Here is a 17,981-nt window from a genome sequence, read left to right on the forward strand (position 1 = left end):
TTCCTTTTTTATTTTGGAATCTTAAAATGTGATATAATGGAATTTTATGAATGTTAAATAAAGGGGGAGAGAAACATGCAAATACTACTAATACGCCACGGAGAATCAGAAGCTGATATTTTACATGTGCATGAAGGTCGAGCTGATTTTGAGTTAACTGACAAAGGGAGACAACAAGTACAAAGACTTGTACAGAAAGTGAAAAAAGATTTTGCGCCAGATTTCATTTGGGCAAGCACATTAAAACGCGCTCGCGAAACGGGTGAAACATTAGCAGAAGCAATTGGTTGTCCAATTCAATTAGAAGAGGAATTAATGGAGTTTAATAATGGAGTGCAAGCAGGCTTATCATTTGAAGAAGCAAAGAAATATCCAGAGCCAAAGTTTCTTCATGACCGTTTTGAAAACGGAGAATCATTTATTGAGTTTCGAATGAGAATAGAAGGAATCTTTTCTAAAATTATGATAGAGAATACATATGATCGAATTGCAATTGTTGCCCATGGAGGCGTAATTAATAGTCTATTACGTGCATTTTTCAAAATGCCAATTTCAATGGACTACTATTTCAAAATGGGAGATACGGGAATAAGTTTAATTGAAATTGAGGGTGAACAAAAAACGGTGCATTTCATTAATGATACGAATCATTTGGACGGGATGTAAAGACTTATGTACAAAGTTGTATTTTTCGATGTTGACGGTACGTTATTAAGTGAGATTGATAGAAGCATGCACGAAAGTACAAAAGAAGCGATACGAAGGTTAATAGATAAAGGAATTCACGTAGTTGTTACAACTGGAAGACCGTATAGTTTATGCTCACAATTTAAGGAACTAGGTATAAATACGTTTATTTCAGCAAATGGTGCACATATAAAATGTGGGGAAGAAGTTATACATAAATCAGTACTTTCAAGCGAAATCGTTCATGATATTTCAAATTTTGCTGAATTACATGGTCACAGTGTTTCTTACTTTACAGAAGAATTTGCAATGAATAATATTGTTTCCAAAGATGACCGTGTCATGCGGGCGTTAAATGAAACTTTAAATTTAGAGCGGTATCCTGACAAAGTTAGAAACTTATCAGATGAGATGTATTGCATATGTCTGTATGCTGATGATACAGAAGCTCAAAAATTCATTGAAAGATATCCAGCACTTACGTTTGAGCGTTTTCATGGTTACGTTATAAATGTATTGGAAGATAGTAAAGTATCGAAGCTAACTGCAATTCAAAAAGTATTGGAACATTTAAATATTAGTAAATTAGAAGCCATTGCTTTTGGCGATGGTGGAAATGATATTGAGATGTTGCAGTATGTAGGATTAGGAGTTGCGATGGGAAATGGTGGAGAGGAGTTGAAGAGAAGGGCTGATTTCGTTACAACGAAGGCGAGTGAAGGCGGAATTTCTTATGCCTTAAAGAAGTTGCGAATTATTTAAAACTAATAGTTAGTCAGTGTGAAAAATCCTGTTTTAATAATGGCTTTTGTTAATATGTATACTGTTTTAGGGAATTATTTGAGCTCTCCTACTTACAATTTAACTGCAGAACAAATCCTTTATTTTCGCTTAGCAGGGCTGTTTGGTATGTTGCTGTCACCACTTGCAGGTCTTTTAACAAAGAGGTTTGAAGTAAGGAAAGTTCTTCAAGGAGGATTGTTGATTGTTATTTTTAGTCTAAGTTCAATGGGCTTTGTTTCGGATCTATCTCTACTTGTAATGATGAGTGTTTGTTTTGTAATAGGTATTGCTATATCCGTTCCGTCTTTAGTTTCTCTTGGAGGTCAATTAGGAGGGAAAGCAAGGGGAATATACTTTTATTTTATTTTTAGGTACTAGTATAGGACCTATCATTTCTATTTATCTTATGAAAATAGGAGGTTATGCTCAAACATTTATTTTATTAGGAATGATACTTTTTATTGATTTTGTAGCTAATTAATGAATGAGTGGAAAATCACTCAAATAAAGGAATGCTAGGATCTTTCATATGCTCGCATAATAAAATATGAATTTGTCCACGATGATGATAAAAGTGTGCAACGATTTCAAGTAACCATTCAAAGCGCGAATAAGAAATCCCCCAATAGGCAGTCATAACTTCTGCTAATTCTATTTGGGAGTAGGAAAGAAATGTTTTAGAGAGAAGGTTGTATCCTTCAATCATCGTTTGTTGCATGTGAGCAACTGTTACGGGCGTATGTTCTATATAAAAGGTATGTAATTCTTTTTCTGAAATACCATTTAAAATGAGTAAATCAGCATGACAAATAAGAGAAAGATGTGCACACATTTCAAATAATGATCGTTTTGAGTGAATCGGTTGTATTTTTAAATCGTTTTCACTATATTGGTTAAGCATATAAATAGAAGTATCAATAGCAACTTTTAGTTGATGCAATGCAGATTGAACAAACATTGTAATTCTCCTCGTCTCCGTATATAATAGTTTCTTGAGGATATTATATCATACTAAAAATTCTGAAAATTCTAGTAGTTTGACTAGCATAATGAAAAGTATTATATTGTAAAAGGTCATATGAAACGTGAAATAGAATGGAATGCAATTATTGAGTTAGGAGTTAGACCAATGAGTTTGAAATATGGAAGAGATACAATTGTAGAAATTGACTTAAATGCTGTAAAACATAATGTAAAAGAATTTAAAAAACATGTAAATGATGAAGAAATTAAGATGATGGCTGCTGTAAAAGCGAATGGGTATGGCCATGGGGCAGTTGAAGTTGCCAAAGCTGCAATTGAAGCGGGAATACATCAACTTGCAGTTGCATTTGTAGATGAAGCAATAGAATTAAGAGAAGCAGGAATTACTGTACCAATTTTAATTTTAGGATACACACCAGTAGCGGCTGTAGAAGATGTAATTCAATATGACGTTATGATGACTGTTTATAGAGTAGAAGATTTACATGGTATAAATGAAATTGCAAACCGTCTTCAAAAGAAAGTACAAATTCAAGTGAAAATTGATACAGGAATGAGTCGTATCGGTTTACAAGAAGAAGAAGTTAAACCATTTTTAGAAGAATTAAACCGTATGGAGTATGTAGAGGTAGTAGGGATGTTTACGCATTACTCTACGGCAGATGAAATCGATAAATCATATACGAATATGCAAACAAATTTATTTGAAAAAGCTGTTAATACAGCGAAAGAATTAGGAATTCAAATACCATATATTCATAGTTCAAATAGTGCGGGATCAATGGAATTAAGTAACACATTTCAAAATATGGTACGCGTTGGAATAGGAGTGTACGGTATGTATCCATCAAAAGAAGTGGATCATTCAGTCGTTTCTTTACAGCCTGCGTTGTCGTTAAAATCAAAAGTAGCTCATATTAAACATGCGAAGAAGAATCGTGGTGTAAGTTATGGGAATACGTATGTAACAACTGGTGAAGAATGGATTGCGACTGTACCAATTGGTTATGCTGATGGTTATAATCGTCAATTATCTAATAAAGGCTATGCGTTAATTAATGGGGTTCGAGTACCTGTTATTGGCCGTGTTTGTATGGATCAGTTAATGTTGGATGTTTCAAAAGCGATGCCAGTACAAGTAGGAGACGAAGTAGTATTCTACGGTAAACAAGGTGAAGAAAATATCGCAGTAGAAGAAATAGCGGATATGTTAGGTACAATAAACTATGAAGTTACATGTATGCTAGATAGAAGAATTCCGCGTGTCTATAAAGAAAATGACGAAACAACTGCAGTTGTAAATATATTAAGAAAAAACTGAATCATTTCGATTCAGTTTTTTTATTCATATCAAATGCGAATATACCCTCGTTATGTAATACGGAGTAAACTTTGCGAAACACACTTTTTAGTTCAACTAAATTAAACTATCACCGGCAGAGATGACCAGTCCCGCAACAAAGATCTAATATACGAGAGTAGGGAAGAGCATCTTGTAAAACGAGGCTGGATAGGAGTATTCAACAAAATGTCCCCAATGTTTATTATAGATGTCTGCTAAAATATCATAATTAGAATAAATTGTTTTTTTAACATATGTATTCACCTAAAAATTAATTAAATTATAATAGTCATGCCTCGTGTTAATTTCAAAACCACATTGTGTATATAGTTTTAAAGCGTGGATATTTTTCGTTTCGACGTCTAACTCAATTGTTGAAACTCCTTCTGTAATAAGAGTATGTACTATATTACAAAGAATATCTTTTCCGTATCCTTTACCTTGATAAGAAGGATGAACGGCGAATCCTGATAGTGTAGTAGATTGCTCTTGTTTAGAAACTGTAATTGTTCCTATCACTTTTCCAGCAATAAGGGCACTGTAAACTTGATGGGAAGATGAATTCATCATTTTTTGTAACCATGTAGCCGTATTTTCTACTGAATCACCAAAAGCTTTACTAGAAATTTCAATAAGATCAAGAAGTGATTCTGAAGGTGCAAGAGTAAGCTGTATATTATTATCTGTTGTTTTTTGAAATTCGTTTGTTTTGAACTCCATACTATATTCACTATATAAATATGGTAACTTCATATGTTTTACAAATTCATTCCCAGAAATAGAATCCCCATTAATAATAAGAAGAGCTTCATCTGTCTCTCTATTTTGTATTTCTTTCATTGCAGTTTGTAAAAGGATAGTTCCGAAACGTTGTTTTCTAAAATGAGGATGTACAAAGCCTATTAGTTCAAGCTTTGTTGGTCTTTCGAAATCATACATATTTAAAGCGCCAATTAATTGAGTACCGTTATAAAGAAGAAAATCGTTTATATAATCTTCATTTCGATTTTTTAAAAAGTTGATATGTAAATCTGAAGAGTAATCAAGATTGTCTTGTTGCCCACAAATATAAGCCAAATCCTTCATTTGCTGTATTTCACTTTCTGTTACATAACGCTTTTTCTGAATATCCATTGTATACTCCCTCTCATTTGTATTTAAAAATAGGATGGGTGACTTAACCATTTCTTTAATTCCACATTACCTTGCACAGATAACAGTCGGTATAAATAACGATAAGGCTGTCTATATTCTTCTAATTGAGGAATAGACATAATTGTTTCGTAACCACTTTTAAAGGCATGTGCTTCTTTTTCGGTAAGTACATATTCTAGTCCGATAAAATCAAGTTCTCGCGGAGCAACAGCGTAAGCTTCACTATCTACTAAACCCGTAATAGTTGTACCGTCAGATAAAAATTGAGTAGGATCCATATCAATTAAGACGAGTGTAGATTCCTTTGGTACGGACAGGGAAGAAAGTTGTGATTCAAAGGTAGGGAATGCATTTTTTATGCTTTCATCATTGGAATAAAACATATTCGCAAGCTCTTTACTCACGTTTAAAATATGTGATTGGAATTCATCTAGTGGAACTTGGAACGTGCCTGACGGATTTCCTATGAAATCGGCTTTAAATTTATGTATTTCTGCAAGTCCTTTTCCTAGGCTGAATAAAATAGAATCTGGTTGCTCGATAAAAGATTGAACTGTGTTACCTACTAACTTTTCGACCACCACAAATTCACGGCTATTTAAAACATGTTTTTCTAATATTGTTGGGATAGGAAGATTCGTATGTTCTTGCAGCAATGTATGTACAGTTTCTAAATGATGGACGTTCCTTGGATCAATTCCAAATAGATTTTTACATCCCCACCAAAAATCATTATTTGGTTCTTCATTCATTTTAGAAGCACGAACGATAACTTCTGTATCTTCTGTTTGAACGAGAAAAACATCACTTGCATGATCTTCATAACCTGGGTGCAAGGCTTGAACGGATAGAATAGGTGAATTGAATAGTTGTTGTAACATGAAAAGACTCCTTTTTCTGTAAATTCCATAAATTCATTATATAACAGATGATGTGTTATGAGGATAAAGATAAAAAGATTGAAAGCATACTTACATTTATAGTGAAAATTCATTAAAAATATTATATTTCTCTATTTTTGTATGAATTGTCTAAAAATAATGGTGGTAATACTTGAATGTAAGACTGGTATCTTTAAATCTATGAAGAGTAAAAGTAAAATTAAGCATTCATTTATAAGATTGTGAATCACAATAATGTAGACTATAGAAAATATTTCTCAATAATAAAATGAAGAGAAAAGCATGAAGAAGTAGAATGCATTCATTTATAATAGACTTAAATTAATTAATATAATTAATTGTTAATTTTATTATATTAATTGGATAGGAGAGAATGTTATGGCAAATGTACTCGTAATAAATTTTCCTGGGGAAGGTCATATTAATCCGACTTTAGCTGTTGTAAGTGAGTTAATTCAGCGAGGGGAAACAGTTGTTTCTTATTGTATTGAAGATTATAGAAAGAAGGTTGAAGCAACAGGTGCGGAATTCCGAGTGTTTGAGAATTTTCTCTCTCAAATTAATATTATGGAACGAGTAAATGAAGGTGGGAGCCCTTTGACGATGCTATCTCATATGATTGAAGCATCAGAGCGTATTGTTACTCAAATTGTAGAAGAAACAAAAGAGGAAAAATATGATTATTTAATATATGATAATCATTTTCCAGTAGGACGTATTATAGCGAATATTTTACAATTACCAAGCGTTTCATCCTGTACAACGTTTGCTGTTAATCAGTACATTAATTTTCATGATGAGCAAGAAGCGAGACAAGTAGATGAAATGGATCCATTATATCAATCTTGTTTAGCGGGAATGGAAAGATGGAATAAGCAGTATGGAATGAAATGTAATAGTATGTATGATATTATGAACCATCCTGGTGATATTACGATTGTATATACTTCAAAAGAATATCAGCCACGTTCAGAGGTATTTGATGAATCGTATAAATTTGTAGGTCCATCAATTGCTACTCGAAAAGAAGTGGGGAGTTTTCCTACCGAAGATTTAAAAAATGAAAAAGTGATTTTCATTTCTATGGGAACAGTTTTTAATGAACAACCTGCTTTGTATGAAAAATGTTTTGAAGCGTTTAAAGATGTTGATGCGACAGTCGTATTAGTCGTTGGTAAGAAGATAAATATAAGTCAATTTGAAAATATCCCGAAAAACTTTAAGTTGTATAATTATGTCCCGCAATTAGAAGTTTTACAGCATGCTGATGTATTCGTGACACATGGTGGTATGAATAGTTCGAGTGAAGCGTTATATTACGGTGTTCCATTAGTTGTAATTCCGGTAACAGGAGATCAGCCATTCGTTGCAAAACGATTGACTGAAGTAGGGGCAGGAATAAGACTTAATCGCAACGAGTTAACTTCTGAATTGTTACGTGAGACTGTAAAGAAAGTAATGGAGGATGTGACGTTTAAGGAGAATAGTCGTAAAGTGGGAGAGTCGCTTAGAAATGCCGGTGGATATCAAAGGGCAGTTGAGGAAATATTCAAATTAAAAATGAAGCCGTACGTAAAGATTAAATAGATGTTAAAAACACACTTACTTTTAATTTGTAAGTGTGTTTTTAGTATTACGCGTTACATGTGTTACATAAAAATAGCGATAAAGGAGAAACTTTTGTGTATATAAATCGATACCTTTGAATTAGTAGTAAAATTACGTTAAAATAATACTAAGAAAATATATAAGTTTTGGGGGTAATGAATGAAGAAAGTATTTGAATACGTATTATTAACAATTGGCTCAATTATAGTAGCAGGTTCATTAGAGCTTATTTTAGCACCTAATGGATTAGTAGATGGCGGGGTAACGGCTATTGCTATTATGGCAAATAAAGTCGCAGGATTGCCGCTTTATGGTGTGTTCTTAGGAATTAATATCCCAATTTTATTATTTACTGCAAAAGTAATGGGAAAGAAATTTTTTATCCGTACATCTTATGCGAATGTAGTTACAACACTCGGATTAATTTATTTAAAACCATTTCCAGCAATTACGACTTCTGAGTTATTAATTGTACTTTATGGTGGAGTACTGTTTGGAATTGGTGTTGGGATTGTTGTTAAAATGGGTGGAGCAATTGACGGTTCGGAAATGTTAGCAGTTTGGATGAATAAACACTTTAATGTACCGATTAGTACATTTTTACTTGCAGTAAATGCAGTTATTTTCATCTTTGTTGCCATTTTATTTTCAATCGAACAAGCGATGTTCTCATTAGCAATTTTCTATATTGTTACGAAGATGATTGATTTTATATTAGATGGTATTAATCAAGGTAAGAGCGTTATGATTATTTCTGGGAAGAATAAAGAAATAGGCGATTTACTTATGAAAGAATTGCAACTATCTGTTACGTATCTACATGGAGAAGGTGGTTTTTTAGGGGAGCATAAGAGAATCATTTATTGCATTACAAACCGATTCATTTATCCGAAAATGAAAGATCTCGTTCTCTCTGTAGATCCAGCCGCTATAATCGAAGCTTCCTATTCAACAGAAACGACTGGTGTGAAACGTCCGGGAAGGAAAGCTAGGTCAGGTGAATAACTAGAAGAAGGCTGTCCAAAAAGTTATTTTGGAACAGCCTTCTTTTTTATTTTGTTGAATTGTTAACATGTTACAAGTTAAATCCACTGTTAAAAAGTTTCCTTGCAACTAGGAAACCAAGTGTTTTTTAATAATGTAGCCAACGTTTCAATTTTATTTTCTGGAATACTACCAAAGCCGAGTAATACGTATGATTCCTTACGTAAATCATTCACGAAATCATATGGAGAAAGTGGGTATAATTTAACGCTTTGTTTTTTAGCGGATTCAATCAGTTCATTTTCATTCATACTGTTATGGACACATAAAACAATATGAAGTCCGGACTGTTCGCCAAGAATTTGAACATTAGCCCCCATTTCTTTCATAATGGATTTTACTAACGCATGATGTTTTCTTTTATATAGTGTACGACTCCGATTAAGGTGACGTTCCCAATTCCCGCTTTGTATAAAGTTAGCAAAAGCAAGTTGTTGTATTGTAGCGACTGTTTGTTTGAAAATTCCATGCAGTTCTTGATATGTTTTTAAAAGGTGTGGTGGTAAAACAACATATCCCATTCGTAAAGAAGATAAAAAAGATTTTGAGAAAGTTCCCATATAAATAACGCGTTCATTTGAATCAAGACTTTGTAAAGAAGGAATCGGCTTACCAGCGTAGCGAAACTCTCCGTCATAGTCATCTTCAATAATGTATCCGCTGCAATCATTAGCCCACTTTAACAATTCTAATCTTTTAGATAAAGGCATAATAATCCCGAGCGGAAATTGGTGTGATGGTGTAACGTATGCGACATTGGAATTTGTATTGTATAAACTAGAAATATCAATCCCTTTTTCATCCAATGGTATGGGATGAATTTGTCTATCACAGCTTTTAATGATTGCGTGTATACGGTGAAATCCAGGGTTTTCAATGCCGTATTCTTTTGTAGGGCCAAGCAGTTGAAGTAGTAGCCAGAGAAGTGGCTGCGTTCCGGCGCCAATCACAATTTGATCAGGTGAAGAATGGACACCGCGAGAATGATATAAATATGTTGATATATGCTCTCGAAGAGCGAATTCACCTTGAGGGTCTTCTTTGGCAAATAGTGCATTTTCGTATGTAAGTATGGATTCTTGTAATGCTCGTTTCCAATTTGTAATCGGAAATGTATTTTGATCAATAAGTCCTTGGCTACAATCATATTCAAATTTTTCGTCTATCAAATTGCTCGTCTTCTTTGCTGCATTTGGCTTTTTATTTGGGATAACGTCAATATCGAAATTTGCTACAAAAATACCACGTTTCGGTTTACTTTCTGCATAACCTTCAGCTAATAATTGTTGATAAGCTGATTCAACAGTAATGCGGCTAATATTAAGTTGTGATGCTAAATTTCTGTGTGAGGGTAGACGTGTGCCGACAGAAATAGTCCCTTGTATAATTTCAGCTTTAATATATTCGTAAATTTGCAAGTAAATAGGTGTGTTACTTTGTAATTGCAATGGGATAGTAAAATCCATATAAAACTCTCCTTTAAAACTGGCCTTATAAAAAACACTTAAACTGTCACTTAAGTGAAGGGCAGTTACTTTCTATAATAATGATATAACATTTAGAAAATTAAATAAATAGTTAGAGGAGAGTTAAAAATGAATGTTAAAGAAGTAGTAACAGAAGAGCAATTACATGAAGTATTACCTGTTTTACAGCAATTAAGAACGAAACTTTCAAAAGAGGAAACAAGCTCTTTATTTCGAAATATGAAAGAAGAAAATTATAAACTATTTTCGCTGCGTAATGAGAATGGTGAAGTTGTTAGCCTTGCAGGTGTAGCGATTTGTACGAACTTTTATAATAAGAAACACGTTTTCGTATATGACCTTGTAACAGCAGAAGCACATCGTTCAAAAGGACATGGGAAAGTATTACTTTCGTATATAGAGAACTGGGGAAAGGAAAACGAATGTGAGTCTATTGTCCTCACGTCAGCATTTTCAAGAATTGATGCTCATCGTTTTTATGAAAGAGAAGGGTATGATAAGGTGAGTTATTCTTTTCATAAAGAATTATAAAAAATAAGAAGAAGTTGTCCCGCAAAAGTTGGGAACAGCTTCTTCTTATTTTTTAAGTTATTATTGAACCGTAAATAGGTTGTAAGTTATGGTATATGTATTTGAAAAGGTTATATAGTGTATTTTGTCGAATTGTTTTTTAATAAAGAGGATGATTGGAGCGCTTATACTTGAAAAAAATAAAGAAACTATCAATCCCTAATGATGCTAGAGTTATTGTCATATCTGATATTCATGGAGAATTAAATCTTTTAAAAGAAGCACTACATAAAGTTAACTTTAAAGATGAAGATTATTTAATTATTAATGGAGATCTTTGCGAGAAAGGACGAGATAGCGTAGGCGTAGTAAACTACGTTATGAATCTTGTAAAGAACAATTCAAAGGTTCACGTTGTTGAAGGGAATTGTGAAGTTTTAGTTGATGCTCTTCTAAATGAAAATCCTGGTCTTATTAATTATTTATGTACGAGGAAGCATTCAATTTTTAATGAATGGCTAGAGCAATTGGGTTTTTCAGTTCATGAGGGCACTTCAATTCGTGAAGTGAAAGAAGCATTGTTAAGTGAATTTTCACAAGAACTATATTGGCTAACAGAGTTGCCAACAGCGATTGAAACAGAAGATTATATTTTTGTGCATGCCGGTCTAGAAGATAGAGTAGATTGGAAAGAAACTGAGCGCAAAAATGCGATAGCAATGCCGGAGTTTTTCAATCAATCACATAAAGCAAATAAGTATGTAATAGTCGGTCATTGGCCTGTCGTGAACTATTCTGAAGAAGCACCGTCTAATAATCCAGTTATTGATAAGGAGAAAAAAATTATTGCAATTGATGGAGGAAATGCAATTAAAGAAGCAGGGCAATTAAACGTATTTATTATTCAGAGGAAACAAACGGGCGATACGTTTTCTTATACATATGTAGACTATTTTCCAGAGTACGAAGTAATAGCGGATTTTAATGCGAATTCAGAAATGCAGGGCGGAGTGACATATCCGTATTATTACATAGAGCCTATCGAGAAGATGCAAGATTACACCGTATGTAAACAAAAGGAAACGAATAATGTGCTCACTGTAAAAAATGAATATATGAAACAACTTAAGTCAGGTGAATATACAGTGAAAACCGATATTTCTTGTGCGCAAATAAGCGTTAGGAAGGGAGATATCGTTTCTCTCATTGATGATAGCTGTTCAGGATATGATTTAATTAAAAAAGATGGCGTAGAGGGTTGGATAGAGAAAGGGATTTTAGTTGAGATAGAAAAAGTGAAAAATAAAACATTAAGCTGAAATAGGAGGGATATAACCTCCTATTTTTTTAAAGGAGTAGATTGCTTGCTGTCTTTAATAAGTAAATAAATCGTACTCGGCAGAATGATAAGCGTCATTCCTAAAAGAATTGCTAGTATAGTATAACCTCTATAGGGAGCAGAAACGATAAAAGGAAGTATCGCTAAAAAAATACCTGCTATCATCATTGAAATACTACTAATATTTGAAGCTCTTTTTTCAAGGTGCTTATCATTCCATTCTAATGAAACGGTTGATTTAGTCGTATCAATTTTGGAACTGAAATAACCTATTAATATAAATAAAAGCCCTAATGCTAAAAATATGAAATGATCAAGAGGAAGTGAAAAGCCAAGAGCGATGAGGGCGATGACAATATCGACAAAAAATAAGAATAGTAACATTGTGTTGCCGATCCAATGGAGAAATTTTTGGTTACTCGCTGCTTTAGATAAAGCTAAAAATACAAAGAATAAGAAGGAACATATAATTATATTTACGATTACAAAAGTGCTTTTATCCATTGTTGATGTAGGCGTTCCATTAAAGTCCCATTTCGTAACAATACTTAATGGTAAGAAGAAATAGAGAATAATATTTGTCGTAACAATAGTGAGAAATAAAGCAATACTAAATCGATTCTTCACTGAATCACCAGCTTTCTAAATCAATAATTGGTATCTAATAACAAAATTATACAATATAATAAATGATATTAGTTTTGATTTTTCTGAAAAAACATTATAATTATATATGAAATAAAGAGGAATGCAGGAGGGAATTATGCAAAACGTTGTATTAATGGGGAAGAAAGTTACAATTCGTACAATTGAAGAATCAGATATAAAAACATTATGGAATCTCGTGTTTAAAGAAGAAAATCCAGAATGGAAAAAATGGGATGCACCGTATTTTCCGTTTTCAATGCAAGAATACTCATCCTATAAGGAAAAGATGCAAACTCGTTTGCAAGAAGAACCACTGTCAAATTTAATTATAGAAAATAACGGTCAAATTATAGGGACGGTCGGATTTTATTGGGAGCATAAACCGACGCGTTGGTTGGAGATGGGAATTGTTATTTATAATCCAACTTACTGGAATGGTGGCTACGGTACAGAAGCGTTAACGTTATATCGAGATTTATTATTTGAAAAGATGGAAATTGGTAGAGTAGGGCTCACGACTTGGTCTGGTAATGAACGAATGATGAAAGTAGCGGAGAAAATAGGAATGAGCTTAGAAGGTAGAATGCGAAAGTGTCGTTATTATAACGGAACATACTATGATTCTATTCGAATGGGCATGATTCGTGAAGAATGGGAAGCGCTATGTGTAACGAAGGGGTGAGAAAGATTGTACGCTATTATTGCTACATTTGATCGTGTGTTTACTAATAAAATTACAGAACTGCAAAATGAATTAACAAATGTAATTGGAACAAATCAACTAGCTGGAGTAGAACCTCATATAACGATTGCGGATTATAATGAGTTAGATGTTCATTTGTATACTGAGAAACTAGGGGAGTTTGTAGCTATTCAAGAAAATATGGACGCAGTAACTTTTCTTTCTGTTGGAATTTTTCCTACTAATGGAACGGTCTTTCTAGCGCCGACCGTTACCGATGAATTGTTAAAACTTCATTATTCTTATCATGATTATTTTAAAACTTTTCATGACAACCCAAATTCATATTACGTACCGGGAAAATGGGTTCCGCATTGTACAATTGCAAATAGATTACATACAAAGCAGTTTTTAAGTGTAATGGAATATATTTATGGAAAGTTTGATTTTGCAACAGCTTCAATTGAGAAATTAAAATTAATTAAGGTGAATTATGAAAATGGTTTTGCCGTTTCTTCTAGTATATTAGCAGAATATAATTTAAAGAGAATGGAGACATCGAGATGACATATATAATTAGAGAAATGAAGCAAGAAGACATTCATGCTGTACAATCAGTAGCAAAAATAGCTTGGCATGATACATATGAAGGCATTATTCCAAGAGAAATTCAAGACAGTTTTTTAGACGAGGCATATTCTGATGAAAAAATGAAATATCGTCTTAAAAATACGCATTTATTCGTTGCGGAAGAAGAAGGAGGAGTAATAGGGTTTGCGAACTTTTCACCTGTTAGACTACAAAATGAAGCGGAATTAGGTGCGATTTATTTGTTACCAGATCAGCAAGGAAAAGGGATCGGAAGTGCTTTATTACAAAAAGGAATTAAAGCATTAAATGGGATACGGAAATTGTACATACATGTAGAAGCAGCAAATGAAAAAGGAAAACGCTTTTATGAAGCGAAAGGTTTTGCTGAATTAGAGCAATTTGAAGAAGACTTTGAAGGACATATGATGCAGACAGTAAGGATGGTTTTATACGTATAAGGAGAACTAGTAATGAAAATTTTTGATTTTAGTGAAAAAGTAGGAAAGCACCTATCAGTATTTCAATCTAATTTCATCATGTCGAAAATAGTAAACCATCGAGGAAATATACATATCGGTGCTATGCATTTACACGAGAATGGAATCATCGGTAATCATGAAGCAGTTGTATCTCAACTGCTTCTTATTGTGGAAGGAGCTGGATATGTATGTGGGGTAAATAAAGAAAAGATAAAGATAGAGGCGGGACAAGCTGTGTTTTGGGAAAAGGGAGAGCTCCATGAAACAAGTACAGAACACGGATTAACAGCAATTGTTATGGAAGCGGAGAATCTTGAACAAGCGATAGTAATGCCTATTATTCAAGGGGAGTTGTAAAAATGATAATTAAGGCGAATCAAGAAGATACCAATGAAATATTAAAATGTGCCGCTCAATCGCTTTTTGAAGGGACGAGAGGCAATTGTCAATTAAGTACCGAGAAAGCGATTGAAATTACAAAGCCGATTGTAGAAAAAGGAGCATACTATTTAATCGTTAAAGAAAAAAATAAAGTAATGGGATGGATATTAATAGGGGAAAATACAGACTATTTTTCTCGTGAAAAACTTGGATTTATATATGAATTGTACGTTTTCCCAGAATATCGCGGGAGAGGATTATCGCGAGAACTGATGGAAGCTGGTATTAAGGAATTAAAGGAGAAGTATTTAGAAATTCGGTTGAATGTATTTGCTGGGAATTTTGCAAAAGAGATGTACGAAGAGTTTGGGTTTGTTGAAAGGCAGGTAATTATGACTTTGAAGTGAGTAGAATAGTCTGAATGAGAGAAGAGAAAATAATGATTTAGTGGCTACTTTATCGCTGGAATTTAAAGCGATAAAGTATAAAATAGATGGTTTGCCTTTATTTTATAGTCGATTTATAGAGTGTGCTTAAAAAACAAATAAATTAGTATTATACAATATATCGTTATTATAGTAAAAGAGAAATTTTGGAAAAATATCATTTTTTTGTTTAGAAATTTTTAAATTATTGATATAATCAATTTGTAGAATTGATTATTGGTTAATTTTACTATTTTTTAATTTTAAGGGGGATTTAATAATGGCAGGACAAATTCGTATGTCACCAGAGGAGCTTAAATCGAAAGCGACTCGATATGGACAAGGTGCAAATCAAATTGAGGACATTTTACGTCAACTACAAAACTTACAAAATGAATTAAGAGGAGAATGGGAAGGTCGTGCTTTCGAAGGTTTTGACCAACAGTTCAATCAATTAAAGCCAAAAGTACAAAACTTCGCACAGCTATTACAAGAAATTAATATGCAGCTTAATAAAACTGCAGAAGCTGTTGCTAGACATGACGAAGATCTTTCTCGTAATTTCGGTCTACAATAAGACAGATAAAAAGAAATATATAATTTAGCCATGCAACCATACGTTGTATGGCTAAATTACTTTAAAACTAGAGTAAGATACGAAGTCTTTCATTAGATAGACTCGCAGTCGCAGGAGTGATAAGTAGTGAAAAAGTTCAAATGGAGCATCTTGTTGTTTATTATTTTAGCTCTTGTACTATCGACAGGGGTCTCCTATTTAGCATTAAATCAAAATGTTAAGAAAGCTAATGAGAATACTACACCAAAAATGACAGTTGCGTTGGTAAATGAAGATCAAGGCACTGTATTTGAGGGCAATAAAATAGCGTTTGGAGATCAATTTGTTAAAAATGTAAATAAAAATACGAAACAAGAATGGTACGTAGTTAGTCGCGGGGTAGCGGAAAATGGATTGAAAAATAATAATTACAATATGATGATTGTTATTCCAAATGATTTTTCTAGGAAGGCAGTTGCGATTGATTCAGAGATTCCAGAGAAATTAACGTTAAACTACAAAGTAAATGCAACTGGGAATAAGGATTTGAAAGCTGAGGCAGAAAATACAGCTTCTGTTATTTTAGAAGATTTCAATAAGCAAATAATCGACGTTTATTTTGCGAGTATTATCGGTAAGCTACAAGGTGCACAAGATAATATAGGTAAAATAATTGAAAAAGGAAACGTTCAAACAACTATGTATAAAAAAGATATACATAGTCCGTTAGCAAATTACACAAATCAATTTAAAACAGTACAGGATTATACAGGTGTTTCTGTTAATAGTTTCAAAGGATTTCAGGATGTTTTAAAAGGTTTCGGTCAAGCGTTAGATGAAGGGAATAAATCTAACAGTACGTATTTAGATGGTTTTAATAACTTTCAAAAAATGCAAACTGATAACAATTTGTTAGCGAATAATTTCACAAATCAATTCAATCAATATATGAATGATATGAATACAGGCGATGCTTTAAAGCAATTAAGTGCATTGGAATCCGCTAATAAAATTATTTCAAATCAATTTACGTTTTCAGAGAAAGAACCGAATATTTTAACTGATGCTGCAGCGATTCAAAAATATTTAGCAGATGTAAAAAAACAAGTGTCTGAATATGATACAGAACTTGCAGGAAAGTTAGAAAGTGATATTCAAGAGACGGTAATTAAGAAGTTAAAGCAATCTATGTCGAATGATGGAAAGCAAGAAATCTTCATAAATACATTAATGAAACAACCAGATGCTCGAATAAAGAAACAAATCGAGAATTTAATTGCGAAATTACCTAGTTTAAACATGGAAGAAATCGGTCAAAGTGATTTGCCAGATACAACGAAATTACAACTGCAAAATGTAATTCAATTTACAAAAAAATATAATAAAGAAAATAATTTTTATTATGATCCTGTAAATAAAATATCTTTAGGAAACGCTATTAAAGAAGTAAAGGATAGACTTTATACAGAGGGAATTACATTTAGTGATACTGCGAAAGTAATTAAAATGGAATCTCCGCAAATTTTGAAGATAAAGATTCCAGAAGAATTTAAACTAGATGGAAGTACAGGATTCTTACATATTGATGGTGAGGATCGTACAAGTGATTTTCTTCAAAGCGAAGCAGGAGAAATTACAATAGCTCCTCGTAATGAAGGGGATATAAAGATTGATCTGCATGTGAAGTTAAAAGATCCAAACATCAATATAGATGTGTTCTCTCCTGTAATGTGGCAGTGGGAATTGAGTGGGACTCATAAAAAAGAAACTAGTCCTGAAAAAGAAAAACCTAACAAAGAAGATAAAGGAACACAAACGGAAAATAGCAAGGTGGAAAATGTGGTTCATAAATCACAGTATGGCATAATGCCGTTAGTACACAATGCTAAAACGCCTATTATCAAAAAAATGGAAAACACAACAGGCAATAATGAAGGAAGCCAAGGAGGCGGAACAGGGAAAGATAACGGAACCGGAGGAAACCCAGGAGGCGGAACGGGAACAGACAACGGAACCGGAGGAAACCCAGGAGGCGGAACGGGGAAAGATAACGGAACCAGAGGAAACCCAGGAGACGGAACGGGGAAAGATAACGGAACCGGAGGAAACCCAGGAGGCGGAACGGGAACAGACAACGGAACCGGAGGAAACCCAGGAGGCGGAACGGGAACAGACAACGGAACCGGAGGAAACCCAGGAGGCGGAACGGGAACAGACAACGGAACCGGAGGAAACCCAGGAGGCGGAACGGGGAAAGATAACGGAACCGGAGGAAACCCAGGAGGCGGAACGGGAACAGACAACGGAACCGGAGGAAACCCAGGAGGCGGAACGGGAACAGACAACGGAACCGGAGGAAACCCAGGAGGCGGAACGGG

Annotated in this window: 19 protein-coding genes and 2 pseudogenes; 15 read left to right on the forward strand and 6 right to left on the reverse strand. The window is 33.7% G+C overall.

Going from position 1 to position 17,981, the window contains the following annotated elements; translation table 11 throughout:
• The first annotated feature begins 75 nt into the window (after positions 1 to 75).
• The 3 genes and pseudogenes from AC22L0_RS06370 to AC22L0_RS06380 all read left to right on the forward strand — a co-directional run.
• On the forward strand, positions 76 to 666 hold the full coding sequence (locus tag AC22L0_RS06370; RefSeq protein ID WP_001166436.1) for a histidine phosphatase family protein: 591 nt from the start codon (positions 76 to 78) through the stop codon (positions 664 to 666).
• A gap of 6 nt (positions 667 to 672) precedes the next feature.
• Entirely contained in the window at positions 673 to 1,449 is a 777-nt protein-coding gene (locus tag AC22L0_RS06375) for a Cof-type HAD-IIB family hydrolase (RefSeq protein WP_087967980.1), read from the forward strand.
• A 30-nt stretch (positions 1,450 to 1,479) separates the two neighbouring features.
• Positions 1,480 to 1,951, forward strand: a pseudogene (locus tag AC22L0_RS06380) (MFS transporter); the annotation flags it as partial.
• Between the two features lie 15 nt (positions 1,952 to 1,966).
• Here AC22L0_RS06380 and AC22L0_RS06385 read toward each other — a convergent pair.
• Complete coding sequence (locus tag AC22L0_RS06385; RefSeq protein ID WP_087967978.1) at positions 1,967 to 2,428, reverse strand: DinB family protein; 462 nt, start codon at positions 2,426 to 2,428, stop codon at positions 1,967 to 1,969.
• Positions 2,429 to 2,599: 171 nt separating this feature from the next.
• Here AC22L0_RS06385 and alr point away from each other — a divergent pair, with 171 nt between their 5' ends.
• Positions 2,600 to 3,775 (forward strand): alanine racemase, encoded by a 1,176-nt coding sequence (alr, locus tag AC22L0_RS06390; protein WP_087968098.1) that lies wholly within the window; start codon positions 2,600 to 2,602, stop codon positions 3,773 to 3,775.
• 22 nt (positions 3,776 to 3,797) lie between these two features.
• Here the strand turns inward: alr and AC22L0_RS06395 are convergent.
• The 3 genes and pseudogenes from AC22L0_RS06395 to AC22L0_RS06405 form a co-directional block, all read right to left on the reverse strand.
• Positions 3,798 to 4,060 (reverse strand): annotated as a pseudogene (locus tag AC22L0_RS06395) (class I SAM-dependent methyltransferase); the annotation flags it as partial.
• Complete coding sequence (locus AC22L0_RS06400) at positions 4,061 to 4,930, reverse strand: GNAT family N-acetyltransferase (protein ID WP_087967976.1); 870 nt, start codon at positions 4,928 to 4,930, stop codon at positions 4,061 to 4,063. It lies immediately after the preceding pseudogene.
• Positions 4,931 to 4,953: 23 nt separating this feature from the next.
• A complete protein-coding gene (locus AC22L0_RS06405; RefSeq protein WP_087967974.1) occupies positions 4,954 to 5,832 on the reverse strand; it encodes a nitrate reductase in 879 nt (292 codons plus the stop codon).
• Positions 5,833 to 6,231: 399 nt separating this feature from the next.
• Between AC22L0_RS06405 and AC22L0_RS06410 the strand changes: the two genes are divergently transcribed.
• Both AC22L0_RS06410 and AC22L0_RS06415 read left to right on the forward strand, forming a co-directional pair.
• On the forward strand, positions 6,232 to 7,440 hold the full coding sequence (locus AC22L0_RS06410) for a macrolide family glycosyltransferase (protein ID WP_097796442.1): 1,209 nt from the start codon (positions 6,232 to 6,234) through the stop codon (positions 7,438 to 7,440).
• Between the two features lie 180 nt (positions 7,441 to 7,620).
• Positions 7,621 to 8,466: a YitT family protein gene (locus AC22L0_RS06415; RefSeq protein ID WP_000755125.1), complete on the forward strand. Its 846-nt coding sequence runs from the start codon at positions 7,621 to 7,623 to the stop codon at positions 8,464 to 8,466.
• A gap of 89 nt (positions 8,467 to 8,555) precedes the next feature.
• Here AC22L0_RS06415 and pdxR read toward each other — a convergent pair whose 3' ends face one another.
• Entirely contained in the window at positions 8,556 to 9,971 is a 1,416-nt protein-coding gene (gene pdxR, locus AC22L0_RS06420) for a MocR-like pyridoxine biosynthesis transcription factor PdxR (protein WP_487272170.1), read from the reverse strand.
• A gap of 129 nt (positions 9,972 to 10,100) precedes the next feature.
• Here pdxR and AC22L0_RS06425 point away from each other — a divergent pair, with 129 nt between their 5' ends.
• Both AC22L0_RS06425 and AC22L0_RS06430 read left to right on the forward strand, forming a co-directional pair.
• Positions 10,101 to 10,523, forward strand: coding sequence for a GNAT family N-acetyltransferase (locus AC22L0_RS06425; protein ID WP_058840366.1), 423 nt, complete (start codon positions 10,101 to 10,103; stop codon positions 10,521 to 10,523).
• A 170-nt stretch (positions 10,524 to 10,693) separates the two neighbouring features.
• Positions 10,694 to 11,821, forward strand: a complete 1,128-nt coding sequence (locus AC22L0_RS06430) for a metallophosphoesterase (RefSeq protein WP_000721385.1) — start codon at positions 10,694 to 10,696, stop codon at positions 11,819 to 11,821.
• A 20-nt stretch (positions 11,822 to 11,841) separates the two neighbouring features.
• On the opposite strand, the gene AC22L0_RS06435 is transcribed toward AC22L0_RS06430, so the two are convergent.
• The gene (locus AC22L0_RS06435) at positions 11,842 to 12,468 is read right to left on the reverse strand and encodes a DUF1648 domain-containing protein (protein ID WP_087967968.1); all 627 of its coding nucleotides are present in this window, start codon (positions 12,466 to 12,468) and stop codon (positions 11,842 to 11,844) included.
• Positions 12,469 to 12,604: 136 nt separating this feature from the next.
• Between AC22L0_RS06435 and AC22L0_RS06440 the strand changes: the two genes are divergently transcribed.
• The 7 genes from AC22L0_RS06440 to esaA all read left to right on the forward strand — a co-directional run.
• On the forward strand, positions 12,605 to 13,171 hold the full coding sequence (locus tag AC22L0_RS06440; protein WP_001181863.1) for a GNAT family N-acetyltransferase: 567 nt from the start codon (positions 12,605 to 12,607) through the stop codon (positions 13,169 to 13,171).
• Between the two features lie 6 nt (positions 13,172 to 13,177).
• On the forward strand, positions 13,178 to 13,738 hold the full coding sequence (locus tag AC22L0_RS06445; RefSeq protein WP_000270885.1) for a 2'-5' RNA ligase family protein: 561 nt from the start codon (positions 13,178 to 13,180) through the stop codon (positions 13,736 to 13,738).
• Positions 13,735 to 14,220, forward strand: coding sequence for an N-acetyltransferase family protein (locus tag AC22L0_RS06450; RefSeq protein ID WP_487272171.1), 486 nt, complete (start codon positions 13,735 to 13,737; stop codon positions 14,218 to 14,220). The genes AC22L0_RS06445 and AC22L0_RS06450 overlap by 4 nt, the downstream gene beginning before the upstream one ends.
• Before the next feature lie 12 nt (positions 14,221 to 14,232).
• Positions 14,233 to 14,598, forward strand: a complete 366-nt coding sequence (locus AC22L0_RS06455; RefSeq protein ID WP_000688082.1) for a cupin domain-containing protein — start codon at positions 14,233 to 14,235, stop codon at positions 14,596 to 14,598.
• Between the two features lie 2 nt (positions 14,599 to 14,600).
• Positions 14,601 to 15,029, forward strand: a complete 429-nt coding sequence (locus AC22L0_RS06460) for a GNAT family N-acetyltransferase (protein WP_000584232.1) — start codon at positions 14,601 to 14,603, stop codon at positions 15,027 to 15,029.
• A 298-nt stretch (positions 15,030 to 15,327) separates the two neighbouring features.
• Positions 15,328 to 15,624: a WXG100 family type VII secretion target gene (locus AC22L0_RS06465; RefSeq protein ID WP_000918601.1), complete on the forward strand. Its 297-nt coding sequence runs from the start codon at positions 15,328 to 15,330 to the stop codon at positions 15,622 to 15,624.
• Positions 15,625 to 15,750: 126 nt separating this feature from the next.
• A partial coding sequence (gene esaA, locus AC22L0_RS06470; protein WP_487272172.1) for a type VII secretion protein EsaA occupies positions 15,751 to 17,981 on the forward strand: 2,231 nt, incomplete at its 3' end.

Source organism: Bacillus sp. LQ01 (assembly GCF_057624735.1).